At 59.3% G+C, this 26,277-nt stretch carries 18 protein-coding genes and 2 pseudogenes; 14 read left to right on the forward strand and 6 right to left on the reverse strand.

What is annotated here, in order from left to right; genetic code table 11:
* Positions 1-203: 203 nt before the first annotated feature.
* The 14 genes and pseudogenes from dksA (at position 204) to ACA065_RS26170 (ending at position 19,077) form a co-directional block, all read left to right on the forward strand.
* On the forward strand, positions 204-638 hold the full coding sequence (gene dksA, locus ACA065_RS26105; protein WP_005791430.1) for an RNA polymerase-binding protein DksA: 435 nt from the start codon (positions 204-206) through the stop codon (positions 636-638).
* A gap of 83 nt (positions 639-721) precedes the next feature.
* The gene (gene gluQRS / locus ACA065_RS26110) at positions 722-1,609 is read left to right on the forward strand and encodes a tRNA glutamyl-Q(34) synthetase GluQRS (RefSeq protein ID WP_497692118.1); all 888 of its coding nucleotides are present in this window, start codon (positions 722-724) and stop codon (positions 1,607-1,609) included.
* A 62-nt stretch (positions 1,610-1,671) separates the two neighbouring features.
* Positions 1,672-1,848 (forward strand): hypothetical protein, encoded by a 177-nt coding sequence (locus ACA065_RS26115; RefSeq protein ID WP_003176118.1) that lies wholly within the window; start codon positions 1,672-1,674, stop codon positions 1,846-1,848.
* The gene (locus tag ACA065_RS26120) at positions 1,832-4,786 is read left to right on the forward strand and encodes a sensor histidine kinase (protein ID WP_162530298.1); all 2,955 of its coding nucleotides are present in this window, start codon (positions 1,832-1,834) and stop codon (positions 4,784-4,786) included. Before ACA065_RS26115 ends, ACA065_RS26120 begins: the two co-directional genes overlap by 17 nt.
* 22 nt (positions 4,787-4,808) lie before the next feature.
* Positions 4,809-6,245 carry a sigma-54-dependent transcriptional regulator gene (locus tag ACA065_RS26125; RefSeq protein WP_497692119.1) on the forward strand — a complete coding sequence of 479 codons (1,437 nt, stop codon included), beginning with the start codon at positions 4,809-4,811 and terminating at the stop codon, positions 6,243-6,245.
* 709 nt (positions 6,246-6,954) lie between these two features.
* Positions 6,955-8,358 carry a polynucleotide adenylyltransferase PcnB gene (locus ACA065_RS26130; RefSeq protein ID WP_497692120.1) on the forward strand — a complete coding sequence of 468 codons (1,404 nt, stop codon included), beginning with the start codon at positions 6,955-6,957 and terminating at the stop codon, positions 8,356-8,358.
* A gap of 2 nt (positions 8,359-8,360) precedes the next feature.
* Positions 8,361-8,846, forward strand: coding sequence for a 2-amino-4-hydroxy-6-hydroxymethyldihydropteridine diphosphokinase (gene folK, locus ACA065_RS26135; protein WP_497692121.1), 486 nt, complete (start codon positions 8,361-8,363; stop codon positions 8,844-8,846).
* Between the two features lie 283 nt (positions 8,847-9,129).
* On the forward strand, positions 9,130-9,930 hold the full coding sequence (gene panB, locus ACA065_RS26140) for a 3-methyl-2-oxobutanoate hydroxymethyltransferase (protein WP_497692122.1): 801 nt from the start codon (positions 9,130-9,132) through the stop codon (positions 9,928-9,930).
* Positions 9,927-10,778 carry a pantoate--beta-alanine ligase gene (panC, locus tag ACA065_RS26145; protein WP_497692123.1) on the forward strand — a complete coding sequence of 284 codons (852 nt, stop codon included), beginning with the start codon at positions 9,927-9,929 and terminating at the stop codon, positions 10,776-10,778. Before panB ends, panC begins: the two co-directional genes overlap by 4 nt.
* Before the next feature lie 242 nt (positions 10,779-11,020).
* A complete protein-coding gene (pgi, locus tag ACA065_RS26150; protein ID WP_497692124.1) occupies positions 11,021-12,685 on the forward strand; it encodes a glucose-6-phosphate isomerase in 1,665 nt (554 codons plus the stop codon).
* A 105-nt stretch (positions 12,686-12,790) separates the two neighbouring features.
* Positions 12,791-14,728, forward strand: coding sequence for an acetate--CoA ligase (acs, locus tag ACA065_RS26155; protein ID WP_497692125.1), 1,938 nt, complete (start codon positions 12,791-12,793; stop codon positions 14,726-14,728).
* Between the two features lie 16 nt (positions 14,729-14,744).
* Positions 14,745-14,855, forward strand: a pseudogene (locus tag ACA065_RS26160) (oxygenase MpaB family protein); the annotation flags it as partial.
* Between the two features lie 184 nt (positions 14,856-15,039).
* Positions 15,040-16,056, forward strand: a complete 1,017-nt coding sequence (locus ACA065_RS26165) for a class I SAM-dependent rRNA methyltransferase (RefSeq protein ID WP_497692126.1) — start codon at positions 15,040-15,042, stop codon at positions 16,054-16,056.
* 87 nt (positions 16,057-16,143) lie between these two features.
* Positions 16,144-19,077: a DUF748 domain-containing protein gene (locus ACA065_RS26170; protein WP_497692127.1), complete on the forward strand. Its 2,934-nt coding sequence runs from the start codon at positions 16,144-16,146 to the stop codon at positions 19,075-19,077.
* Positions 19,078-19,374: 297 nt separating this feature from the next.
* On the opposite strand, the gene ACA065_RS26175 is transcribed toward ACA065_RS26170, so the two are convergent.
* The 6 genes and pseudogenes from ACA065_RS26175 to rbfA form a co-directional block, all read right to left on the reverse strand.
* Positions 19,375-19,995, reverse strand: coding sequence for a BON domain-containing protein (locus ACA065_RS26175; protein ID WP_497692128.1), 621 nt, complete (start codon positions 19,993-19,995; stop codon positions 19,375-19,377).
* Positions 19,996-20,309: 314 nt separating this feature from the next.
* Positions 20,310-21,732, reverse strand: a pseudogene (ltrA, locus tag ACA065_RS26180) (group II intron reverse transcriptase/maturase).
* Positions 21,733-22,218: 486 nt separating this feature from the next.
* Complete coding sequence (gene pnp / locus ACA065_RS26185; protein ID WP_099584795.1) at positions 22,219-24,324, reverse strand: polyribonucleotide nucleotidyltransferase; 2,106 nt, start codon at positions 24,322-24,324, stop codon at positions 22,219-22,221.
* Between the two features lie 194 nt (positions 24,325-24,518).
* Complete coding sequence (rpsO, locus tag ACA065_RS26190) at positions 24,519-24,788, reverse strand: 30S ribosomal protein S15 (RefSeq protein ID WP_003176135.1); 270 nt, start codon at positions 24,786-24,788, stop codon at positions 24,519-24,521.
* 115 nt (positions 24,789-24,903) lie between these two features.
* Complete coding sequence (truB, locus tag ACA065_RS26195) at positions 24,904-25,821, reverse strand: tRNA pseudouridine(55) synthase TruB (protein WP_016976825.1); 918 nt, start codon at positions 25,819-25,821, stop codon at positions 24,904-24,906.
* A 3-nt stretch (positions 25,822-25,824) separates the two neighbouring features.
* The gene (gene rbfA / locus ACA065_RS26200) at positions 25,825-26,220 is read right to left on the reverse strand and encodes a 30S ribosome-binding factor RbfA (RefSeq protein WP_058412546.1); all 396 of its coding nucleotides are present in this window, start codon (positions 26,218-26,220) and stop codon (positions 25,825-25,827) included.
* Positions 26,221-26,277: the final 57 nt, after the last annotated feature.

Raw genomic sequence — 26,277 nt, forward strand, 5'->3', positions numbered from 1 at the left:
AAATCAACATTCGAGACACGCTATACCCAGCCATGGCGGGCTGTTGCTGTTTTTACCCCCGCCAAAGTTGGGCCTCGACAACCGGGAGTGGCGCACCCTGAATCTATCTGGTAAGTTCGCCCGCTTGCAGCCGCAGGGCCGGCAGGTGTCGGTGACGTTGCAATCCTGCGCAATGGATTAGAAGAGTGAGAGGCGGTCTATTCATGTCCACCCAAGCAAAGCAACAGAGCATCAGCGGCTTCCAACCCTACGTTGAATCGAAGGGCGAGGAATACATGGGCAAGCCCATGCGCGAGCACTTCTCCAAAATCCTGAAGCAGTGGAAGCAGGACTTGATGCAGGAAGTCGACCGCACGGTTGACCATATGAAGGACGAGGCAGCCAACTTTCCTGACCCGGCCGACCGTGCCAGCCAGGAAGAGGAATTCGCCCTCGAACTGCGTGCCCGTGACCGTGAACGCAAGCTGATCAAGAAAATCGACAAGACGCTGCAACTGATCGAAGACGAGGAATACGGCTGGTGCGAATCCTGCGGCGTCGAGATTGGTATTCGCCGCCTCGAAGCCCGCCCAACCGCGGACCTGTGCGTAGACTGCAAGACCTTGGCTGAAATCAAGGAAAAACAGGTCGGCAAGTAATCCTGCCGGGCTGAACGAATGGGGCGTGCAAACGCCCCATTTTTGTTTCTGGCGTTTACCGATTTTCCAGTAGTATCCGGCCCATGACAGCCTCTACCTATATCGGGCGTTTCGCCCCCACGCCCAGCGGCCATTTGCATTTCGGCTCGCTGGTTGCCGCCCTCGCCTCCTACCTCGATGCCCGCGCCAACCACGGCCGCTGGCTGATGCGCATGGAAGACCTCGACCCACCCCGCGAAGCACCCGGCGCCCAGGCATCAATTCTGCACGCCTTGGAAAGCTACGGCTTCGAGTGGGATGGCGAACGGGTCCTGCAAAGCGAGCGGCATGACGCCTACGCCAAAGTCCTCAACGAGCTGTTCAACCACGGCCTGGCCTACGCCTGCACCTGCTCGCGCAAACAGCTGGAGCCCTACCACGGGATTTACCCAGGGTTGTGCCGCAATGCCGGGCACGATCAGCAAGATGCAGCCATCCGCCTGCGCGTGCCGGAGCTGGAATACCACTTTACCGACCGCGTACAGGGCGATTTCCGACAGCACTTGGGCCGCGAGGTCGGCGATTTCATCATCCGTCGCCGCGACGGCCTGTATGCCTATCAACTGGCCGTGGTGCTCGACGATGCCTGGCAAGGCGTGACCGATATCGTGCGCGGCGCCGACCTGCTCGATTCCACGCCGCGCCAGCTGTACCTGCAAGAACTGCTGGGCCTGCGCCAACCGCGCTACCTGCACGTGCCGTTGATCATCCAGCCCGACGGTAACAAGTTGGGCAAGTCCTACCGTTCGCCGCCGTTGACACCTGACCAGGCCACGCCTTTGCTGTTAAGGGCATTGCGCGCCCTTGGCCAGCCAGCCGGCGATGAATTGCTGCACGCCAGCCCGCGGGAACTGCTCGATTGGGGCATTGCGCACTGGGATGCCACCCGGATCCCGCGCACACTCACGCTGGCCGAAGCGCAATTGAGCTGAAGGCGCTTGCAGCTTGCCAGCCATCCGTTACCATCGCCGCAGTTTTTTAATCAGAGGCCAACATGTACATCTATCGATTGGTCCTGCTGCTGGTCGTCGGGATCTACCTGTTTTCCCCCGCCATCATGGATTGGTGGATCGACGCCACGGGCGCCTGGTATCGCCCTTATCTGCTGTGGCTGATCCTGATCGTCGTGACCTTCATTCTGCAGAGCCAAAAAGATGCCGATGAGCTTTAGCCTCACCCAGATGCTGCTGATCAGCGCCGCCTACCTGGCCGCGCTGTTCGCCGTGGCCTGGATCAGTGAGCGCGGAATGATTCCGCGGGCGATCATTCGCCATCCATTGACCTACACCTTGTCCTTGGGCGTCTACGCCAGCGCCTGGGCGTTTTATGGCACCGTCGGGCTGGCTTATCAGTACGGTTACGGCTTTCTGTCCAGCTACCTCGGGGTGTCCGGGGCGTTCCTGCTGGCACCAGTGTTGCTCTATCCGATCCTGAAAATCACCCGCACCTACCAGCTGTCGTCCCTGGCGGACCTGTTTGCCTTCCGTTTTCGCAGCACCTGGGCCGGCGCGCTGACCACGATATTCATGCTGCTCGGCGTGCTGCCACTGCTGGCCCTGCAAATCCAGGCCGTGGCGGATTCCATCAGCATCCTCACCCGCGAGCCGGTGCAGCATCGCGTCGCCCTGGCCTTTTGCGCGCTGATCACCCTGTTCACGATTTTCTTCGGCTCGCGCCATATCGCCACCCGTGAGAAGCATGAAGGCCTGGTGTTTGCGATTGCCTTTGAGTCGGTGATCAAGCTGATCGCCATCGGCGGCGTCGGCCTGTATGCGCTGTATGGCGTATTCGATGGCCCGCAACAGCTGGAGCTGTGGCTGCTGCAAAACCAGACTGCCCTCGCCGCCCTGCACACACCACTGCAGGAAGGCCCATGGCGCACGCTGTTGCTGGTGTTCTTCGCCTCGGCGATTGTGATGCCGCACATGTACCACATGACGTTCACCGAGAACCTCAACCCGCGCTCGCTGGTCAGCGCCAGCTGGGGCCTGCCGCTGTTCCTGCTGCTGATGAGCCTGGCGGTGCCGCTGATCCTTTGGGCCGGCCTCAAGCTTGGGGCGACCACCAACCCGGAATACTTCACGCTCGGCGTCGGTATTGCCGCCAACAGCAAATCCCTGGCGCTGCTGGCTTACGTCGGCGGTTTGTCGGCAGCCAGTGGCTTGATCATTGTCACCACGCTCGCACTGTCGGGCATGGCGCTCAATCACCTGGTATTGCCGCTGTATCAGCCGCCGGCCGAAGGCAATATCTACCGCTGGCTGAAATGGACGCGCCGCGCGCTGATCGTCGCGATCATCATGGCCGGCTATGGTTTTTACCTGCTGCTGGGCGCCGGGCAAGACCTGGCCAACCTAGGCATCGTTGCGTTCGTCGCCACCTTGCAGTTTCTGCCCGGCGTGTTGTCGGTGCTGTACTGGCCGACCGCTAACCGCCGTGGTTTTATCGCCGGGCTGTTGGCGGGGATTCTGGTGTGGATTGTCACCATGCTGCTGCCGCTGGTCGGCAACTTGCAGGGGTTCTACATTCCACTGCTGAACATGATTTACGTACTGGACGACACCAGTTGGCACATGGCAGCGATTGCTTCGCTGGCCGCCAACGTGCTGATGTTCACCTTGATCTCGCTGTTCACCAACGCCAGCCCCGAAGAAACCAGCGCCGCCGAAGCCTGCGCGGTGGACAACGTGCGCCGCCCGCAACGCCGCGAGTTGCATGCTGCCTCGCCCCAGGAATTCGCCACGCAACTGGCCAAACCGCTGGGCGCAAAAGCTGCGCAAAAGGAAGTCGAACAGGCGCTGCGCGATCTGTACCTGCCATTCGACGAGCGCCGCCCGTATGCGCTGCGCCGTCTGCGTGACCGTATCGAAGCCAACCTGTCCGGGCTGATGGGGCCGAGCGTGTCCCAGGACATGGTCGAAACGTTCTTGCCCTACAAGGCCGGCGGCGAAAACTACGTTACCGAAGACATCCATTTCATCGAAAGCCGGCTGGAGGACTACCACTCACGCCTCACCGGCCTTGCCGCCGAACTCGATGCATTGCGCCGCTACCACCGCCAGACCCTGCAGGAACTGCCGATGGGCGTGTGCTCGCTGGCCAAGGATCAAGAGATCCTGATGTGGAACAAGGCCATGGAAGAATTGACCGGCATCGCCGCCCAGCGGGTGGTGGGTTCGCGTCTGAACACCTTGGGCGATCCGTGGAAAGAACTGCTGCAGGGCTTTATCAACCTGCCGGACGAGCATTTGCACAAGCAGCACTTGGCGCTGGATGGCCAGACCCGCTGGCTCAACCTGCACAAAGCCGCCATCGACGAGCCGTTGGCGCCTGGCAACAGCGGCCTGGTATTGCTGGTGGAAGATTTGACCGATACGCAGATGCTCGAGGACAAACTGGTGCACTCCGAGCGCCTGGCCAGCATTGGCCGTTTGGCGGCGGGTGTGGCCCACGAGATTGGCAACCCGATCACCGGTATCGCATGCCTGGCGCAGAACCTGCGCGAAGAGCGTGAAGAAGACGGTGAAATTACCGAAATCAGCGGGCAAATCCTTGAGCAGACCAAGCGCGTTTCACGCATTGTGCAGTCATTGATGAGCTTCGCCCACGCCGGCGCGCATCAGAATCAGGACGAGGCCGTGTGCCTGGCTGAAGTCGCGCAGGATGCCATTGGGCTGCTGGCCTTGAACCGGCGCAATTTCGAAGTACAGTTCTTCAATCTGTGCGACCCCGACCACTGGGTCGACGGCGACTCCCAACGCTTGGCGCAGGTGTTGATCAACCTGCTGTCCAACGCCCGCGACGCCTCCCCGCCGCACAGCGCGGTACGCGTCAAGAGCGAGGCTTTCGAGCACACGGTCGATCTGATCGTGGAAGACGAAGGCAGCGGTATTCCACAGAACATCATGGACCGATTGTTCGAACCTTTCTTCACCACCAAGGACCCAGGTGAAGGCACCGGTCTGGGCCTTGCACTGGTCTATTCCATCGTTGAAGAGCATTATGGACAAATCACCATCGACAGCCCGGCTGACACCGAAAGCCAACGCGGCACCCGTATACGGGTGACCTTGCCGCGTCATGTCGAAGCGACGTCCGCTGTGAACTGAGACCGTCGAGAGAATTGAATCAATGCCGCACATTTTGATCGTCGAAGACGAAACAATTATCCGCTCTGCCTTGCGTCGCCTGCTTGAACGTAATCAGTACCAGGTCAGCGAAGCCGGCTCGGTGCAGGAAGCCCAAGAGCGATTCAGCATTCCCACGTTCGACCTGATTGTCAGCGACCTGCGCCTGCCGGGTGCGCCCGGCACCGAACTGATCAAGCTTGGTCAGGGCACCCCGGTGCTGATCATGACCAGCTACGCCAGCCTGCGCTCAGCCGTGGACTCGATGAAGATGGGCGCGGTGGACTACATCGCCAAACCTTTCGACCACGACGAAATGCTCCAGGCCGTGGCCCGCATCCTGCGCGACCGTCAGTCGGCCAGCAGCGCGCCCGCCGAACAGCGGCCCGCCGGCAAGGCTGCCAACGGTGCGGACAAGCCAGGCGTCGACAACAGCAATGGCGAGATCGGCATCATCGGCTCCTGCCCGCCCATGCAGGATCTTTACAGCAAGATCCGCAAAGTGGCGCCTACCGATTCCAATGTATTGATCCAGGGCGAATCGGGCACCGGTAAAGAACTGGTGGCCCGCGCCCTGCATAACCTGTCCAAGCGCGCCAAGGCGCCGATGATTTCGGTGAACTGCGCGGCGATCCCTGAATCCTTGATCGAGTCCGAACTGTTCGGCCACGAGAAAGGCGCGTTTACCGGCGCCAGCGCCGGGCGTGCGGGCCTGGTGGAAGCGGCGGACGGCGGCACCTTGTTCCTCGACGAAATCGGCGAATTGCCCCTGGAAGCCCAGGCACGCTTGCTGCGCGTATTGCAGGAAGGCGAGATTCGCCGCGTGGGTTCGGTACAGTCACAGAAGGTCGATGTGCGCCTGATCGCCGCGACCCACCGAGACCTGAAGAGCCTGGCCAAGATCGGCCAGTTCCGTGAAGACTTGTATTACCGCCTGCACGTGATCGCCCTCAAGCTGCCGGCCCTGCGTGAGCGTGGCGCCGACGTCAACGAGATCGCCAGCGCCTTCCTGCTGCGCCAGAGCGCGCGCATCAACCGCACCGACCTCACGTTTGCCCCGGACGCCGAGCAGGCGATTCGGCACTACTCGTGGCCGGGTAACGTGCGAGAGCTGGAGAACGCCGTAGAGCGCGCGGTAATCCTGTCGGAGAGCCCGGAGATTTCTGCAGAACTGCTGGGCATCGATATCGAGCTCAGTGACCTGGAGGACGACGATTTCATTGGCCTGGCCCCACAACAGGGCGGTAGCAATACCAGCCATGAGCCGACCGAGGATTTGTCACTGGAAGATTACTTCCAGCACTTCGTCCTTGAGCATCAGGACCACATGACCGAGACCGAGCTGGCACGCAAGCTGGGCGTAAGCCGCAAGTGCCTGTGGGAACGGCGCCAACGCCTGGGCATTCCACGGCGCAAGACCGGGGTGGCCAGCGAGAGTTGAGGGCGCGCCCCCACAGGTAACACCCTCAGATGTGAAAAAACTGTTACCGCAGCTTTTTCGCGTAACAAAAGCCGGGGCTTACGGTAACGAAGCCCCGGCTTTTTTTGGCCCTCAAAAAAGCCGAAACCACCTAAAAACCCCGGTTTTGCTGGGCGGTACAAAAGTTGGCACGCACCCTGCTATATGCTTAGTACAAAAACAATAACAAGCTCAGTACCAGACAATAAAAATAAGACGAATCGACTCACGCACAATAAAAACAACACGGCGGAGGCGCAGCTAACTGATTCTTTTGGAGAGGCGTTGCATTTGGGGCTTGCCCCGCAACCAGGCCGAGAACAACAAAAACTGCCCTAAGGCAGAGCCTGAACTGGTTGGATCGTAGATCAGCAACACAGCGACCAAAGCAATCCGTTTGCTCTTGACTCCCGATTGGGAGTGTCATGAAGGTGAAGCTTCATGGCGAGGGCGATCAACAAAAACAAGAAGCCCGAAATCAATAATAAAAATAGAGCACGCAACTACTTCTGGGGGAGCTTCGGCTCCCCTTGTAGTTTCCGGCATTTGACCGGCTCCACCCTTCTTTTAAGCTTATGGCGCAACGCCTGCAGCTTGTTCCTACACCATCCCTCGACTAAATGCTAGAATCCCGGCCCATCATGCGGTCATTCTTCGTTATGGCCGAACATTCCTTCAAACAGTGCATCCCATGCTGAAGAAGTTGTTCCAGTCATTCCGTTCCCCCTTGCGTCGTACGCAACACATTCGCAGCACGCCTGAAGTGCTTAACAGCAATCAGCATTCATTGCAGCGTGCTCAATTCAGCCGTTATGCGGTGAACATCGTCGAACGTTTGCAAAACGCCGGCTACCAGGCTTATCTGGTGGGCGGCTGCGTACGTGACATGTTGCTCAATATCACGCCCAAGGATTTCGACGTCGCCACCAGCGCCACGCCCGAGCAAGTGCGTGCCGAGTTTCGCAATGCGCGAATCATCGGCCGCCGCTTTAAATTGGTGCATATCCACTTTGGCCGCGAAATCATCGAGGTCGCGACCTTCCGCGCAGGCCATCCGCAAAACGATGAAGAGGAAGACACCAATCAGTCTTCCCGCAACGAGAGCGGTCGTATCCTGCGTGACAACGTCTACGGCACCCTGGAAGAAGACGCGCAACGCCGCGACTTCACCATCAATGCCTTGTATTACGACCCGGTCAGCGAGCGCATCCTCGATTACGCCAATGGCGTACACGATATTCGCAACAACCTGATCCGCTTGATCGGCGACCCGACGCAGCGCTACCAGGAAGACCCGGTGCGCATGCTGCGCGCGGTGCGGTTTGCCGCCAAGCTGAACTTCGGTATCGAGAAACACACCGCCGCGCCGATCCGCAAGCTGGCCCCCATGCTGCGGGAGATTCCCTCGGCACGCCTGTTCGAAGAAGTGCTCAAGCTGTTCCTCTCCGGGTATGCCGCTGACACCTTCGAAATGCTCGTCGACCTGCAGTTGTTCGATCCATTGTTCCCGGCCAGCGCCGAGGCCCTGGAATACAACCCGACGTATACGCACACGCTGATCAGCGAAGCCTTGATCAACACCGACCTGCGCATCAAACAGAACAAACCGGTGACCCCGGCGTTCCTGTTTGCCGCCCTGTTGTGGCCAGCCCTGCCAAAGCGCGTACTGCGCCTGCAAGACCGAGGCATGCCGCCAATCCCGGCCATGCAAGAGGCCGCGCACGAGCTCATCGCCGAGCAGTGCCAGCGCATCGCTATCCCGAAACGCTTCACCATGCCGATCCGCGAGATCTGGGACATGCAGGAGCGCCTGCCGCGCCGCAGCGGCAAACGCGCCGACCTGCTGCTGGACAACCCGCGCTTTCGCGCCGGCTACGACTTCCTGCTGCTGCGCGAAAGCGCCGGCGAGCAGACCGACGGCCTGGGCGAATGGTGGACCGACTACCAGGATGCCAATGACAGCCAACGCCGCGACATGATTCGCGACCTTGGCAGCAAAGGCGATGGCGCCGGCGAAGGCCCTAAAAAACGTCGCCGCAGCTCCGGCAGCAAACGTAAGCGCAACGCGGATGCCTCGGGCGCCGCAGGCGAATAAACGTGGAACGTATTTACATTGGCATGGGCAGCAACCTGGCTGCCCCGGACCAGCAATTGCGCAGCGCCATTGAGGCGCTGGCGCATTTGCCAGGCACTGCACTCGCTGGCGTGTCCGCCTTCTATCAAAGTGACTCCCTGCTCCCAGGCCAACCGCGCTACACCAATGCGGTCGCGGCCCTGGACAGCAACCTCGCGCCACTGGAACTGCTCGATGCGCTGCAAGCCATCGAGAACGACCAGGGCCGCGAGCGCCTTGAGCGTTGGGGCCCGCGCACACTCGATCTGGATATCCTGCTGTTTGGCGATCGCCTGATCGACGAACCGCGCCTCAAAGTGCCTCACTACCAGATGCACCTGCGCGCGTTCGTGCTGTACCCACTGGCTGAGCTGGCACCCGCCGAGCTGCAACTGCCCGACGGGCGTACGCTAAAAGCGCTGCTGACGGCCTGCCCGTTTGTCGGCCTGGAACGCCTCTCTACCGCCTGATGCAGTCCCCCACATTTAATCTCACAGGCCGTCAAAAGCGGCGTTCAACGTGCTGAATCGCATCAGTAACAGCGGTAACACCGCACTCGTAACAATGCGGTAACACATCCAATTGACTTACCGAGCCCTCATCACGACTATAGGCGTCCCGCTGCCGCCAACCCGGCGCTGAAGGGCGCAATCCAGGCCTTATAAGCACTGCTCTCAAGACAGTGCGCCTGTATAAACGAAGACTCACGCGCGTTACTCGCTGTTTCCAAGCGCCTGAACGAGGACCCTTTTCATGCCAGACATTACCCTGACCACCTTGCAGAGCCTCAAGCTCAAAGGTGAAAAAATCACCATGCTGACCTGCTATGACGCCACCTTCGCTCAGGCCAGCTGCCAGGCTGGCGTCGAGGTGCTACTGGTGGGTGACTCCCTCGGCATGGTTTTGCAAGGGAATGACAGCACCCTGCCCGTCACCACTGATGAACTCGCCTACCACACCGCCAGCGTCAAACGCGGTAACGACGGCGCCTTCATCATTGCCGACCTGCCGTTCATGGGCTACGCCACCCTCGAACAAACCTTTCAGAACGCAGGCAAGCTGATGCAAGCCGGTGCGCACATGATCAAAGTAGAAGGCGCCGTGTGGCTCGCCGAGTCGATCCGACTGCTGGCTGAACGTGGTGTGCCGGTGTGCGCGCACATGGGGCTGACGCCGCAGTCGGTGAATATCCTCGGTGGCTACAAGGTACAAGGCCGCAATGAAGCCCAGGCACGCCAGATGCGCGCGGATGCCATCGCACTGGAACAAGCCGGTGCTGCGATGATTCTGCTGGAGTGCGTGCCGAGCGAACTGGCAGCGGAAATCACCCAGGCAGTCAAAGTGCCGGTAATCGGCATTGGCGCAGGTTCCGCCACCGACGGCCAGGTGCTGGTTTTGCACGACATGCTCGGCCTGTCACTGACTGGCCGCGCGCCGAAGTTCGTGAAGAACTTCATGGCCGGCCAAGACAGCATCCAGGCCGCCTTGAGCGCTTACGTCACTGAAGTCAAAGCCGTTACTTTCCCAGGCGCCGAACACGGATTTTCTGCATGAACACCGTTAAAACCGTACGAGAACTGCGTTCTGCCGTCGCCCACGCGCGCAGCGCCGGCAAACGCATTGGCTTTGTGCCCACCATGGGCAACCTGCACAGCGGCCACGCCACCCTGGTGACCAAGGCCGCGCAGCAGTCGGATTTTGTGGTGGCGAGTATCTTCGTCAACCCGCTGCAATTCGGCGCAGGCGAAGACTTGGACAAGTACCCACGTACGCTCGCGGCCGATCAGGAAAAACTGCTGCAAGCCGGCTGCAACCTGCTGTTCGCGCCGACCGTCGAAGAAATGTACCCCGGCGGCATGACCGGCCAGACCCGCGTCAGTGTCCCGCAATTGTCCGAAGGCCTGTGCGGCGCCAGCCGTCCCGGGCACTTTGAAGGTGTGGCCACGGTGGTCAGCAAACTGTTCAATATGGTCCAGCCGGACATGGCCGTGTTTGGCCAGAAGGATTACCAGCAACTGGCAGTGATCCGCGCCATGGTGCATGACCTGAACATGCCCATCCAGATCATCGGCGAGCCGACCGTGCGTGCTGCCGACGGCCTCGCGCTGTCATCGCGCAACGGCTACCTCACCGACGAGCAGCGCGCCATTGCACCCGTGCTGTACCGCAGCCTTAGCCAGATTGCCGCGGCGATCAAAGGCGGTGATCACGATTTCGCCACACTGCGCGCCGAGCAGATCCAACAAATCGAAGCCGCCGGGCTGCGCATGGATTACCTGGAAGTGCGCCACGGCGTACACCTGCGGCCGGCTACGGCTGAGGATCGCGACGTAGTGATCCTGGTGGCCGCGTATCTGGGTGCGACTCGCCTGATCGACAACTTGCACCTGAACCTGGCCTGACCCCCCCCGCCTTTTCTGCTTCAAAAACAGCGCAGCTGTTGCCCTCCCCGCTGTGCCGGTATAAAAAAGTACCGGCTACAGCGCAGACAAAGCCAAGACATATCGACACGCTAGGTTTAATGTAATCGCCCTGCGCTCTTGGTTAGCGCTGTCCGGCACCCAGCGCTTGATAAAAGACTGGACGTTCCGAACTCAGAAGTGTCCTAAAGGCAGTCCCCGTAATAAAAAGGAAACCCGCAGCGATGGCGTACTACCGCACTCCTCATGACGTTACCGCTCTGCCCGCCTGGCAAGCGCTCAATCAACATCGCCAAGCCATGCAGGATTTCAGCATGCGCGAAGCCTTCAATGCCGACCCCCAGCGCTTTTCCCAGTTCACTTTGAGCAGCTGCGGGCTTTTCCTCGATTACTCGAAAAACCTGATCACGACCCAAACCCGTGACTTGTTGGTGGGACTGGCCAAGGAAGTCGACCTTAAAGCCGCGATTGATGCGCTGTACGCCGGCGAACCGGTCAACTCCTCCGAAGGCCGCCCTGCCCTGCACACCGCCTTGCGCCGCCCGGTGGGTGACAAGCTGTCGGTCAACGGCGTGAACATCATGCCGGACGTGCACAAGGTGCTGAACCAGATCACCGACCTCGTGGGCCGTATCCACGATGGCCTGTGGCGTGGCTACACCGAGAAGCCGATCACTGACGTGGTGAACATCGGCATCGGTGGCTCGTTCCTTGGCCCGGAGCTGGTTTCCGAGGCGCTGTTGTCCTACGCCCATAAAGGCGTGCGCTGCCATTACCTGGCGAATATCGACGGCAGCGAGTTCCACGAGCTGACCATGAAGCTGCGCGCCGAGACCACGCTGTTCATCGTCTCGTCGAAGTCATTCAACACCCTGGAAACCCTGAAAAACGCCCAGGCCGCGCGCGCCTGGTACTTGGCCCAGGGCGGCTCGGAAGCCGAGCTGTACCGCCACTTCATCGCCGTATCGAGCAACAACGCGGCAGCCGTGGCTTTCGGGATCCGCGAAGAAAACATCTTCCCGATGTGGGACTGGGTCGGCGGCCGTTACTCGCTGTGGTCGGCCATCGGCCTGCCAATCGCCCTGGCCATCGGCATGTCCAACTTCAAGGAACTGCTGTCCGGTGCCTACACCATGGACCAGCATTTCCAGCACGCCCCGTTCGAACAGAACATGCCCGTACTGCTGGGCCTGCTGGGCGTGTGGTACGGCAACTTCTGGGGTTCGCAGAGCCATGCGATCCTGCCGTACGATCACTACCTGCGTAACATCACCAAACACTTGCAGCAGTTGGACATGGAATCCAACGGCAAAAGCGTGCGCCAGGACGGCACGCCGGTGTCCACCGATACCGGCCCGGTGATCTGGGGTGGCGTAGGTTGCAACGGTCAACACGCTTACCACCAGCTGCTGCACCAAGGGACCCAGCTGATCCCGGCCGACTTCATCGTGCCGATCGTCAGCTTCAACCCGGTCTCCGACCATCATCAGTGGCTGTACGCCAACTGCCTGTCGCAAAGCCAGGCGCTGATGCTCGGCAAGACCCGCAGCGAAGCCGAAGCCGAACTGCGCGAGAAAGGCCTGCCGGAAGCCGAAGTACAGAAGCTGGCGCCGCACAAGGTGATCCCGGGCAACCGTCCGAGCAACACCCTCGTGGTTGAACGCATCAGCCCGCGTCGCCTGGGCGCATTGGTGGCCATGTATGAACACAAAGTGTTCGTGCAGAGCGTGATCTGGGGCATCAACGCCTTCGACCAATGGGGCGTTGAGCTGGGCAAAGAGCTGGGCAAGGGCGTTTACAACCGCCTGACCGGCGCCGAAGAAACCCTGGCTGACGATGCGTCGACCCAGGGCCTGATCAACTACTTCCGCGGTCGTCACCGCGGCTGAAGCCGGTCCCTCATGGCCAACGTTCGTTTGGACGTTGGCCTTGAACCCTCCTCCCACAGCGTGCATCTTTATGACTTGTCCCGAAAACAAGAATAAGGACCGCTCATGTTCGATATCAGCACATTCCCCACCGCCGATGCCGTCCGCCGTGCTGCGCGGCTCAGTCAAGCCGACTACCAGCGCCTCTATCGCCAATCCGTTGAGCAACCCGACTCGTTCTGGGCCGAACAGGCCAAGGGTTTTCTCGACTGGATCAAACCCTGGGACACCGTCCAGCAGTCAGACATCAAGACCGGCGCCGCCCAATGGTTTGCCGGCGGTCAACTGAACGTCAGTTACAACTGCATTGACCGCCACCTGGCGCAGCGCGCCGATCAGCCGGCCTTCATCTGGGAGGGCGATGATCCTGCACAATCTTCCAAAATCACCTACCGCCAACTGCACCAAAACGTCAGCCGCCTGGCCAATGTGCTGAAAAGCCGAGGCGTGAAGAAAGGCGACCGGGTGTGCATCTACATGCCGATGATCCCCGAAGCCGCCTACGCGATGCTGGCCTGCACGCGGATTGGCGCGGTGCATTCAGTGGTCTTCGGCGGGTTCTCACCGGACGCCCTGCGCGACCGTATTCTCGACGCCGACTGCCGCACCGTAATCACCGCCGATGAAGGCGTGCGCGGCGGCAAGCCCGTAGCGCTGAAAAAGAATGTCAACAAGGCCCTGGCCAGTTGCCCGAACGTCAGCACCGTGTTGGTAGTGGAACGCACGGGCGCTGACCAGATCTGGGTCAAGGATCGTGACCTCAAGTACCAGCAGGCCTTGGATGCCGCCAGCGACGACTGCCCGCCCGAGCCGATGGGCGCCGAAGACCCGCTGTTCATCCTCTACACCTCCGGCAGCACTGGCAAACCCAAAGGCGTGCTGCACACCACCGGCGGCTACCTGCTGCAGGCAGCGATGACCTTCAAGTACGTGCTCGATTACCGCGACGGCGAAGTGTTCTGGTGCACCGCAGACGTGGGTTGGGTCACTGGCCACAGCTATATCGTGTATGGCCCGCTGGCCAATGGCGCTACTTCACTGATGTTCGAAGGTGTGCCGAGCTACCCGGACAGCTCACGCTTCTGGCAGGTGATCGACAAGCATCAGGTGAATATCTTCTACACCGCGCCCACCGCGCTGCGCGCCTTGATGCGTGAGGGCCACGGGCCGCTGGAGAACACCTCTCGCGCCAGCCTGCGCCTGCTCGGCAGCGTCGGTGAACCGATCAACCCGGAAGCCTGGGACTGGTACTTCAACGCCGTGGGCGAGCAACGTTGCCCGATTGTCGATACCTGGTGGCAGACCGAAACCGGCGGCATCATGCTCAGCCCGCTGGTCAGCGCCCAGCGCATCAAGCCCGGCTGCGCGACCCAGCCGATGTTCGGTGTGCAGCCCGTGCTGCTGGATGAGCAAGGTAAAGAGATCAGCGGCGCCGGCAGTGGCGTGCTGGCGATCAAAGCCAGCTGGCCAGGGCAGATTCGCAGTGTCTACGGCGACCCGCAGCGCATGATCGATACCTATTTCAAACCCTACCCTGGCTACTACTTTACCGGCGACGGCGCACGGCGCGATGAGGACGGCGATTACTGGATCACCGGGCGCATCGATGACGTGATCAACGTTTCAGGCCACCGTATCGGCACCGCCGAAGTGGAAAGCGCCCTGGTGCTGCACGACCAGGTTGCCGAAGCCGCCGTGGTGGGTTACCCCCACGACGTCAAAGGCCAGGGGATTTACGCTTTCGTCACCCCAATGAATGGTGTCGAGCCCACCGATGAGTTGAAAAAACACCTGCTCGATCTGGTCAGTAAGGAAATCGGCAGCTTTGCCAAACCGGAACTGATTCAATGGGCACCTGCCCTGCCGAAAACCCGCTCCGGCAAGATCATGCGGCGGATTTTGCGCAAGATCGCCTGCAACGAACTGGACAGCCTGGGTGATACCTCGACCCTGGCCGACCCCAGCGTCGTCGATGGCCTGATCGACAAACGCCTGAACCGCTAGGAACCCCTGAGTCGCCATGGAATTTATCCGCAGCCGTATCGAAACCCAGCTGATGAGCCTTACCGGCCTGTCACTGGGCCAGCTGGACCTGGAAAACCCCAAGGGCGACCCAGGCCTGTTCGGGCCGGGACCAGAGCCCGCTGCAGCGCCAGATGATCCGCGCCGGGGTCAAGCGCAGCGCGCCATTACTGCGCTGGGCGATGCGCAATGGTTCGGTGCAGCGCGCCCATCGGCGGATGGGGTTGATGTAGGCGGCGCGCCATAACTGTTAAACTCCGCGCCCATATTGACTAGCAAGCAAGGCGCGCTCCATGACTCCCTTGAATCAGGCGCTGCGCGCCGCCCTCGATCATCGCCAAGATTTGATCAACGAGCTGCATGCCCAGGGCACCGACTGCTACCGGCTGTTCCACGGCAGCCAGGAAGGCGCCGGCGGCCTGACTATCGACCGTTACGGCCCGCAATTGCTGGTGCAAAGCTTTCACCAGTGCCTGGAAACGGCCGACCTTTTGGACCTGCACCAACAGATCAACCAGTTCATGGGCCTGGAATTGTTGCTGGTGTACAACGACCGCTCCCGGGGCAACTCGCGGATCGACCGTGAAGACACGGTGTACCGCGCCGAACCTGCCGCGCTGGAAGACTTGGTCGGCCACGAATGGGGCCTCAATTACCGCGTGCGTGGCCGCCATGCCGGGCAAGACCCGCTGCTGTTCCTGGACCTGCGCAATACCCGTGGCTGGGTCAAGGAACACAGCACCGGCAAAAGCGTACTCAACCTGTTCGCCTACACTTGCGGCGTCGGCCTGAGCGCGGCAGCCGGTGGCGCCCGTGAGGTGTGCAACCTGGACTTCGCCGAGGGCAACCTGACGGTCGGTCGCGAAAACGGCCTGCTGAACCCGCAGCTGCCGACCATGGAGTTCGTGCAGTCCGACTACTTCCCGGCAATTCGCCAACTGGCGGGCTTGCCGATCACCCAGCGACGCGGGCAAAAACTGCCGAGCTACCCACGCCTTGAGCAGCGCCAGTTTGATCTGGTACTGCTCGACCCACCGGCTTGGGCCAAAAGCGCCTTCGGCACTGTCGATCTGTTGCGCGACTATCAGAGCCTGCTCAAGCCAGCACTGTTGGCCACCGCCGACAATGGCGTGCTGATCTGCTGCAACAACTTGGCGAAGGTCAGCATGGACGATTGGCGTGAGCAGGTGCTGCGCTGCGCCGAAAAAGCCGGTCGCCCGGTACGCGACTGGCAAATCATGACGCCAGGCGCCGACTTTCCTTCCCAGGACCAGCAGCCGCCCTTGAAAACCCTGATCCTGCAGCTGTAGTACTTTTCCCAAGAAGCCCCGTGCTTCGGAACCGAAATCCCGTGCCATACTCCAAGGCACTCCTGTTCGACATAGATGGCGTCACTCATGCCCAAAGGATTGATCCGCGCCGCTGGCGCCTTGTTGACCGCCCTGGCTCTGTACAGCTTGCTGGGCTTTCTGATTCTGCCGGGCATCGCCCTTCGCATTGCCAACCAACAGTTGGCCAATTACGCCACGGTGCCGGCACGCATCGAGCGCATCGAGCTCAACCCGTTCAGCCTGGAAGTGACGGCATGGGGCTTGAAGATCGGCGAACCGGGCAAAGAACAAGTGGGTTTCGAGCGTCTCTATGCCAACCTGCAGATCGACAGCCTCTGGACCCGCGCCCTGCACCTGGCCGATGTGCAACTCGACCAGCCGAAGACCGAGCTGCTGTTCGACAAAGCCGGCCAACTGAACCTCGCGCAGTTGTTCAAGCTGCCGCCGAGCGAGCCGACGCCAACCGACCCGAATGCCAAGCCGTTTCCGCTGCGTATCGACAGCATCAAGCTGGCCGGCGGTTACGTGCACTTTCAAGATTTGCGCCCTAGCGAACCGATCGAATTCCTCTACGACAAACTCGACTTTGAGCTGAAAAACCTCAGCACCTTGCCGGAAGACAATGCCGACATGACCTTGGTGGCCGCCGGCCCACAGGGCGGGCAGATCGACTGGAAAGGTAATTTCAGCCTGGTGCCGATCACCTCAGAGGGCACGCTGAAAGTCACCGACGGCAAGATGAAAGCCTGGTGGCCGTATGTGCGAGACTCAGTGCCGCTGGTGCTTGAAGACGGCGTGCTGAATTTCAGTACCCACTACAAACTCAGCCTGGCCAAAGAAACCGAACTGAACCTGACCAACACCACCGCCAGCATCGCGCCGTTTGCAATCAAGGCACCGGATGGTCGCCCATTGGTGCGCCTGGAGCGCCTGGACGTCAGCGACACCACGGTGGACCTGGCCAAGCAGCAAGTAGTTGTCGGCAAGATTCGCAGCAACAAGCTGGAAACCTGGGCAGCCCGCGAGGCCGATGGCCAGTTGGACTGGCAGAAACTGTTTGCCAGCCAACCGAGCAAATCGGCCAAGGCGCCGGAACCTGCTACCGCGCCAGCCACCGCCGACTCACCAAAAGCCGCACCCGCAGCGCCAAGCAAACCTTGGCAAGTGCTGCTCAAAGATGTGCAACTGCGCAACTATCAGGTGCACTTGGCCGACCGTGCGGCCAAGCCTGCCGTAGCACTGGAATTGGGCCCACTGAATGTCGACGTGCAGAACTTCGACAGCCTCAACCGCAGCCCCTTTACCCTGAAGGTCGACACCGGCCTGGGTAAACAAGGCAAGATCCAGGCAACCGGCGAGGTCAACCTCAACCCGGTCAGCGCCAAACTCAAAGTGAATACCCAGGACATCGACCTGCGGGTCGCCCAGTCCTATATCAGCCCGTTCATTCGCCTGGAACTGCGCAGCGGCATGCTCGGCAGTAATCTGGACGTGAACCTGAAAAGCACTGAGCCATTAGCGCTTCAGGTCACCGGCCGCGCCCAGGTTGATCAATTGCACACCCTGGACACGCTCAAGACACGCGACTTCCTAAAATGGCAACGCCTGGTGCTGGAAGGCGTGAATTATCAGCACGGCGACAGCCTGTCGATCGACAAGGTCAACCTGCTGCAGCCGTACGCGCGCTTCATGATCAACGATGACCGCACTACCAACATCGACGATTTGCTGATCCCGCAGCCCGCCGACAGTGGTGCCAAATCAGCGGCCAAGCCAGCGGCGAGTAAAGACAAGCCGTTGGGCGTTCATATCGGCCAGATTGCGATCAACGACGGCTCGGCCAACTTTGCCGACTTCAGCCTCACGCCTAACTTCGCGACGGCCATTCAGCAGCTCAACGGGCAGATCGGCACCATTGACAGTCGCCAAGCCAAACCGGCCAGTGTCGACATCAAGGGCAAGGTGGATCGCTATGCGCCAGTGACCATCAAAGGCAGCGTGAACCCGTTTGATCCGATGGCGGCACTGGATATCGCCACCAGCTTCAAACGCGTCGAGCTGACCACGTTGACACCGTACTCAGGCAAATTCGCCGGCTTCCGCATTCGCAAAGGCCGCCTCAACCTTGATCTGCACTATGTGATCACCAAAGGCCAGTTGAAGGCTGAAAACAAAGTGGTGGTTGAACAGCTGCAACTGGGTGAGAAAGTCGACAGCGCCGATGCCGTGGACTTGCCGATTCGCCTCGCAATTGCCCTGCTCAAAGACTCTGACGGGAAGATCTCCATTGAACTGCCGGTGACGGGCGACCTGAACAACCCGCAGTTCAGTGTGATGCCGATTGTGTGGCAGACCCTGCGTAACCTGGTGGTGCGCGCGGCAACGGCGCCGTTCAAATTTATCGGGGGGCTGGTGACGGGCGGGGGCTCGGAAGACCTGGGCAATGTGTCGTTCGCCGCAGGCTCAAGCGAGCTGAACAAAGACGCTGAAGGCGCTTTGAACACCCTGGCCAAGGCGCTGAAAGAGCGCCCTACCCTGCGCCTGGAAATCGAAGGCACAGCGGCGGCCAGCAGCGACGGTCCATTCCTGGCTACTGAGCGCCTGGAACGTGAATACCAATACAACTACTACAAGATCCTCCAGCGTCGCGGCGACAAAGTCCCGGCCCAGGCCTCGTTGCTGGTTGTGCCCGAGAAGGAAAAGGCGCCGTTGCTGGAAGGCATCTACCGCACGCGCCTGAAACAACAACCACCGGCCGAATGGAAGGACTTGAGCAGCGATGACCGCACAGCAAAACTGCGGGATGGCTTGATCAAGTTCTGGGGCGCCAGTGACGTGTTGCTGCGCCAACTGGGGCAAGATCGAGCCAGTGCCATCAAGGACTACTTGGTGGACAAGGGCCAGTTGGAAGATGACCGGGTGTACTTCATTGACGCCAACCTCGGGCAGGCAGAGAAGGATGGCCGGGTAGTGACGCCGATGCATCTGGATGCGGAGTAACCGGCAAGCAATACGTATCTAAATGTGGGAGCGGGCTTGCTCGCGAATGCGGTGTATCAGACAAGTATCCAGTGACTGATAGACCGCATTCGCGAGCAAGCCCGCTCCCACATTTTTTTGATCTTCATGTGCGCTGAAAATGTATTCCAACCCACAATAGAACAGGCCCCGACACAAGTGCCGAGGCCTGTAATGACCACATCCGTGTGGTCGGTCGCATGAACTCCAGAGGTGCATTGGGTGGATATCTAACTCACCCTAAGCCGCCGCTATTCAGTTCAGACGAATGGTCAAGCGTTACTCTGCTTTCAGGCCATCAGCCGATACAGCTTTAACGCCTTTGATTTTCTTGGTGATGTTCACCGCGGTAGTTTTCTGTGCTTCAGTCACAGCGACGGAAGAGGACAGGGAAACTACGCCCTTGTTGGTTTCGACCTTGATGTCGGTGCCAGGAATGCCTTTCTCGGTTACCAGGTCAGCTTTCACTTTGGTGGTAATCCAGGTGTCAGAGGTGGCGCCTTTGGCGTCAGCTGCTGCGCCTTTGGTTTTGTCGACGTTGTCGGCTTTAGTTGCGCCACCCGCCAGCAGGCCGTCAGCAGAAACAGCGGTCACGCCTTTGATGCGCTTGGTGATGGCTACCGCAGTGGCTTTCTGCGAGTCAGAGATGGCAACTGTCGAGGAAAGGGAAACCACACCTTTGTTGGTTTCAACCTTGATGTCCGAGCCAGGAATGCCTTTTTCAGTCAGCAGGTCAGCTTTGACTTTGGTGGTGATCCAAGTATCCGAAGTGGACTCTTTGGCTTTGGTCACTTCGCCAGCGGCCAGGGTCATTGGAGCTTGGGAAGTCTGAGCAAAGGCCACGTTAGCACCCATGGCCAGGGTCAGAGCGGTAGCAGTAGCGAGCGCGAACTTCTTCATACGAGTAACTCCTGTTTTATTAAAAGTCTGCAGTGGGTAAACCTTGATGCTGCAGCGTTAACAGGGATATTGCAGGCAGTGTGCCAAGTCACTTGATCGGATTAAATCTATATAAAACAGTGACTTATAAAATATCTGTATTTTCGAAATCGTGCAACTTGCATGAAGTAGACCGTGCCTGCATGCAAGTTGCGGCTTTTGGGATTTACTAAGCGTCTGATTTTCCGGCATTTTCCTACGCGCATAGAGTAGGAGGCGGATTCACATCCGCCGTCCTCTCACACCACCGTACGTACGGTTCCGTATACGGCGGTTCAGGTTATGCGGTTAAGCCGGTTTATCGTGTCCAGTATTGAGACCAGCCCGAGTCTGTCCCACAGTTTCTTCGGCAACGCCTGATTCATGTGTGACGCTCCCGAGTTCCACCATGGGCCTCGACCGTTAAAGGCAGATTTACAGGCGCGATCTTCAGTGAGCCCCAAGCGTATTAGGTTACGCGCCCTCGTGGAGGGCCGTTTCCATTGGCGCCACAAGACACACCGAAGTTTATGCCGCACCCAGCCGTCCAACTTTTCGAGGGCCTTTTTGCCCTGACTCAGCTTGAAGTAGCCCGCCCAACCGCGCAAAACAGGGTTTATTCGCTCGATAGTCCTGACCATCTTGCAACCCCGCGCTCCGCGCAGAAGAACTCTGAGTCGATCACGCAAGCGGCCCAGGCTCATCGTTGCCACTCTTAGCCTCGGCTGTTGATGCCAGCTCATCCCATAACCCAAATAATCACAGACCCACGGCCGTGCCACGCGGCTCTTTTCCCGATTCAACGTCAGCTTCAGACGCTGATTCAAGAAACGCTCAACTCCTGCCAGCACTCGCTCGCCAGCACGACGACTACGTACATAAATGTTCGCATCGTCGGCATAACGAACGAAGCGATGGCCCCGCCGCTCCAACTCCCGGTCGAGTTCGTTGAGCAGGATGTTCGACAGCAACGGCGAGAGCGGGCCGCCTTGCGGCGTCCCTTCCTGCCGTCGGCTGGCGATCCCGCCCGACATAACTCCCGCTTCAAGGTAACGGCGGATCAGTCTGAGTACGCGTTTGTCTTCGACATGACGCTCAACTTTGGCCATCAACACGTCGTGATTCACTCGATCAAAGAACTTCTCAAGATCAAGTTCCACGCACCAGCGGTGGCCCGCTGCAACATGGTCACGGGCTGTTTCGATGGCTTGATGGGCGCTTCTGCCCGGACGAAAACCGTAGCTGTAATCCGAGAACAGGGGATCGAAGATCGGCGTGAGCTGTTGCAGCAAAGCCTGTTGGATCAGGCGATCCACGACATTGGGGATACCCAGTTGGCGTGTTCCACCCTTGGGTTTGGGGATTTCGACAGCGCGTACACCTTGCGGGTGATACTCGCCGACCAGCAACCGAGCCTTGAGGGTCGGCCAATACTGTTTCACGTGGCCCGCCAACTGGTCGACCGTCATGCCATCGGCACCCGGTGCGCCCTTGTTGCTGACCACGCGTTGATACGCACGCTTGAGGTTGGCGGGTGCAAGCACCCGCGCCATCAGCGTGTCCGGCTCCGCGTTCGTCCACGTCACAGACGCCGCCGATGTCTGCGCACTGCCAGCCGCAAACCCCGGATTCCGTCCGGGACTTGGGGTTACAGCTCTCGTGTTGAGAGATTTCTGCTTTATCGACATTCGACGAGACTCTGACGCCTACTGGCGGCATAACCTGTTCGGCCCTTGGTGGCGTGGTTTTTTTTTTTTTTCGCCACTTACTACGGCCTCGGCTGACTTCTGCATGTTCATCCCGTCGCCTCTCGACGCTCGGTAGCACAGTGGCAAACCTGCAGATCTCCCAGGGTAATTCGCGCGACCTTCCTGCTTATGCCTGTCGGATATACGTCGTAGCGTTCCGTGCAAGTATTGGGCTTTAACGATTTATGCCGTCTTACCCCGCTACGCCGCCTCTATCCGCTTCCTGTTCGTCAGGCCAGCATTTTGCCTCGGGCTTCCTTCAGATTCGCAGTCACCCGCGACACCCTTGCCTCTGGCTAACACTTCCCCTTGCCGGGTGTGTAGAGGACTTTCACCTCCAAGTCACCAGCGAGGCCACCACAGCCAAGCTGGTTGCGCTTCGCGCAACGCGCCATGCCTGGCGCACATAAAAAAAGGACCCCGAAGGGTCCCTTTTTCAGCGTAAGACTGGGGGTGATTAAACGCCCGAGGCCTTGGCTGCTGCTACGTCCTTGATGGACAGTTTGATACGGCCGCGGTTGTCCACGTCCAGTACCAATACTTCCACTTCCTGGCCTTCTTTCAGAATGTCGGTCACTTTCTCAACACGAGCGTCGCTCAGCATGGAGATGTGAACCAGACCGTCTTTGCCCGGCAGGATGTTGACGAATGCGCCGAAGTCGACGATGCGTTCAACTTTACCGACGTAGATCTTGCCGATCTCGGCTTCAGCGGTGATGCCCAGAACGCGCTGACGTGCAGCTTCTGCAGCTTCCTTGGTTTCGCCGAAGATCTTGATGGAGCCGTCGTCTTCGATGTCGATCGAAGCCTTGGTCTCTTCACAGATCGCACGAATGGTCGCGCCGCCTTTACCGATAACATCACGGATTTTGTCGGTGTCGATTTTCATCGCGATCATGGTCGGAGCATTTTCCGACAGTTCAGTGCGGGACTGACCAATGATCTGGTTCATCTGACCGAGGATATTCAGGCGCGCTTCCAGGGCTTGGCCCAGAGCGATTTCCATGATCTCTTCGGTGATGCCTTTGATCTTGATGTCCATCTGCAGCGCGGTAACACCTTTAGCGGTACCAGCTACTTTGAAGTCCATGTCGCCCAAGTGGTCTTCGTCACCGAGGATGTCGGTCAGGATGGCGAACTTCTCGCCTTCTTTAACCAGGCCCATGGCGATACCGGCAACCGGTGCCTTCATTGGAACGCCGGCGTCCATCAGCGCCAGGGAAGCACCGCAAACGGAAGCCATGGAGCTGGAACCGTTGGACTCGGTGATTTCCGACACAACACGGATGGTGTACGGGAACACGTCGGCAGCTGGCAGCATGGCCGAGATCGAACGACGGGCCAGACGGCCGTGACCGATTTCGCGACGACCAGCGCCACCCATGCGACCACACTCACCTACCGAGAACGGAGGGAAGTTGTAGTGCAGCATGAACGGGTCTTTTTTCTCGCCTTCCAGGGTGTCCAGCAGCTGTGCGTCACGGGCAGTACCCAGGGTCGCGACTACCAGAGCCTGAGTTTCACCACGGGTGAACAAGGCCGAACCGTGAGTCTTCGGCAGAACACCGACTTCGATGTTCAGCGGGCGTACGGTACGGGTGTCGCGACCGTCGATACGTGGCTTGCCGTTAACGATGTTTTCGCGAACGGTGCGGTATTCGATTTCGCCGAATGCAGCTTTTACTTCGCTGGAAGAAGGCTGGCCTTCTTCACCGGACAGCTTGGCTACAACCTGATCCTTCAGCTCGCCCAGGCGCGCGTAACGATCGGCCTTGACGGTGATGGTGTAGGCGTCGGAGATGGCAGCGCCGAACTCGGAGCGAATAGCGCCCAGCAGTTCAGTCGCTTCAGCTTGTGGAGCCCAGGCCCACGTTGGCTTGGCGGCTTCAGCAGCCAGCTCTTTAACGGCGTTGATCACAACCTGGAACTCGTCGTGAGCAAACAGTACAGCGCCCAGCATCTGGTCTTCGGTCAGCTCTTTGGCTTCCGATTCAACCATCAACACGGCTTCCGAAGTACCGGCTACAACCATGTCCAGGCTCGAAGCTTTCTGTTGTTCGTAAGTCGGGTTCAGCAGGTAGCCGGTGCTTTCGTGGAAAGCAACGCGGGCAGCGCCGATCGGGCCATCGAAAGGAATACCGGAGATGGCCAGGGCAGCCGAAGTACCGATCATCGCAGCGACGTCCGGATCGGTCTTCTTGCTGGTGGAAACGACGGTGCAGACAACCTGCACTTCGTTCATGAAGCCTTCTGGGAACAGCGGACGGATCGGACGGTCGATCAGTCGGGAAGTCAGGGTTTCTTTTTCGGAAGGACGGCCTTCACGCTTGAAGAAACCGCCAGGGATCTTACCGGCAGCGTAAGTCTTTTCCTGGTAGTGAACGGAAAGAGGGAAGAAGCCTTTGCTTGGGTCAGCGGTTTTGGCGCCAACAACGGTTACCAATACGGTAACGTCGTCGTCAACGGTAACCAGCACTGCGCCGGAGGCTTGACGGGCGATACGGCCTGTCTCGAGGGTAACGGTCGACTGACCGAACTGAAATTTTTTGATAACCGGGTTCACGGTGTCCTACCTTCTTTGTGGCTCTTGGGGAACTTGTTTTCTTGCGAAATTCTTGGGCAATGTCGGGAATCGGCCCGACCCTAGTCCAGGGTAAAACGTGTATCCAGATAAAACTTGAGGCTGGGAGCCTGCCATGGGCCAGCGGGAATCCCACTGACACACGGCAAACAACCAACCTCTAGCGCAATCGCTTATTAGCGACGCAGACCCAGGCGACCGATCAGAGCCTGATAACGACCCAGATCCTTGCCTTTCAGGTAGTCCAGCAGCTTACGACGCTGGTTTACCATGCGGATCAGACCACGACGGGAGTGGTGATCTTTACCGTTGGCCTTGAAGTGACCTTGCAGCTTGTTGATGTTGTGGGTCAGCAGTGCAACTTGCACTTCTGGCGAACCAGTGTCACCAACAGCTTGCTGATAGTCAGCAACGATTTGTGCTTTTTCTTGAACGTCGAGAGCCATGAGGCAATCCTTTTTTCAGGAAACCATCCAAAGGACGGTTTCAACAGGCCAGGGACAAATCCCTGTATCTAAAAATGAGTGTTGACCGTGCCTGTTAACAGCCACACTCGTCCGGTCATTCTGACCGAATCAGTCGACGCGGCGCTATACGCCCGTCTTCGCTCACTTCACCGATACCGATAAAGCGACCGTTATGATCTTGTACCCGCACCATGCCGAACTTCGGAGCGTCCGGGGCACGTACCGGTTGGCCGTTGAGCCAGTAGAACGCGCTGTGCTCCGAGAAGTGCAGCAATGGCCAATCCAGCAAACCGCTGTCCGATGGCATCAGGAAGCGATCAACTGCTTCATTGCCGCCTTCGGCATGTACCGCTTCCAACTCTTCCAGCGTAACCGTCTGGGCCAGGCTGAAAGGCCCTGCCTGGGTGCGTCGCAGTTCTGCTACGTACGCGCCGCAACCGAGCTTTTCACCAATATCTTCCACCAGGGTACGGATATAGGTGCCTTTGCTGCAGTCCACGGCCAAGCGGGCAGTGTCGCCTTCACAGGCGAGCAATTCCAAGCGCGCAATAGTAACAGAACGCGGTTCGCGCTCCACTACTTCACCCGCACGTGCCAGCTTGTAAAGGGGCTGGCCATCACGCTTGAGTGCCGAGTACATCGGCGGTATCTGACTGATTTGCCCGCGAAAACCGGGTAAAGCAGCTTCAATATCAGCACGACCAACGGTCACATCGCGAACCTGCAAAACATCACCCTCGGCGTCGGCCGTGGTGGTGGTTTTGCCAAGCTGCATCAGGGTTTCGTAACCCTTGTCGGAATCGAGCAGGTATTGCGAGAACTTGGTCGCCTCACCAAAGCACAACGGCAGCACGCCGGTGGCCAGGGGGTCGAGGCTGCCGGTGTGCCCGGCCTTCTCGGCATTAAGCAGCCAGCGAACCTTCTGCAAGGCGGCATTGGAGGTAAAGCCAATGGGCTTGTCGAGCAGAATGATGCCGCTGACGTTGCGACGGATACGTTTGACCTGAGCCACCGCTTACTCCTTGGCGTCTTCAGGTGTGGACGGATGCTGATTGTCTTCAGCCACGGCGCGCTCGATCAGGGCCGACAGGTGCGCACCACGCACGACGCTTTCGTCGTAGTGGAAGTGCAGCTGAGGCACGCTGCGCAGCTTCATTTCACGGGCCAATTGCATGCGCAGGAAACCTGCGGCCGAATTGAGCACCTTGATGCTTTGCGCGATTTCTTCGCTGCTGTCCTGCCCCATCACGGTGATGAAGATCTTGGCGTGACCAACGTCACGGCTCACTTCAACGGCGGTGATGGTGACCAGGCCAACACGGGGATCTTTGACTTCGCGACGGATCAGTTGAGCCAGCTCGCGCTGCATCTGATCGCCGATACGCTGGGTACGGCTGTATTCTTTTGCCATGTCTTGTTACCTGTTACTGCCACACGGTGAAACCCGTGGGGTCTGAAAGCGGCAAAC

Source organism: Pseudomonas sp. LBUM1640, assembly GCF_059716225.1.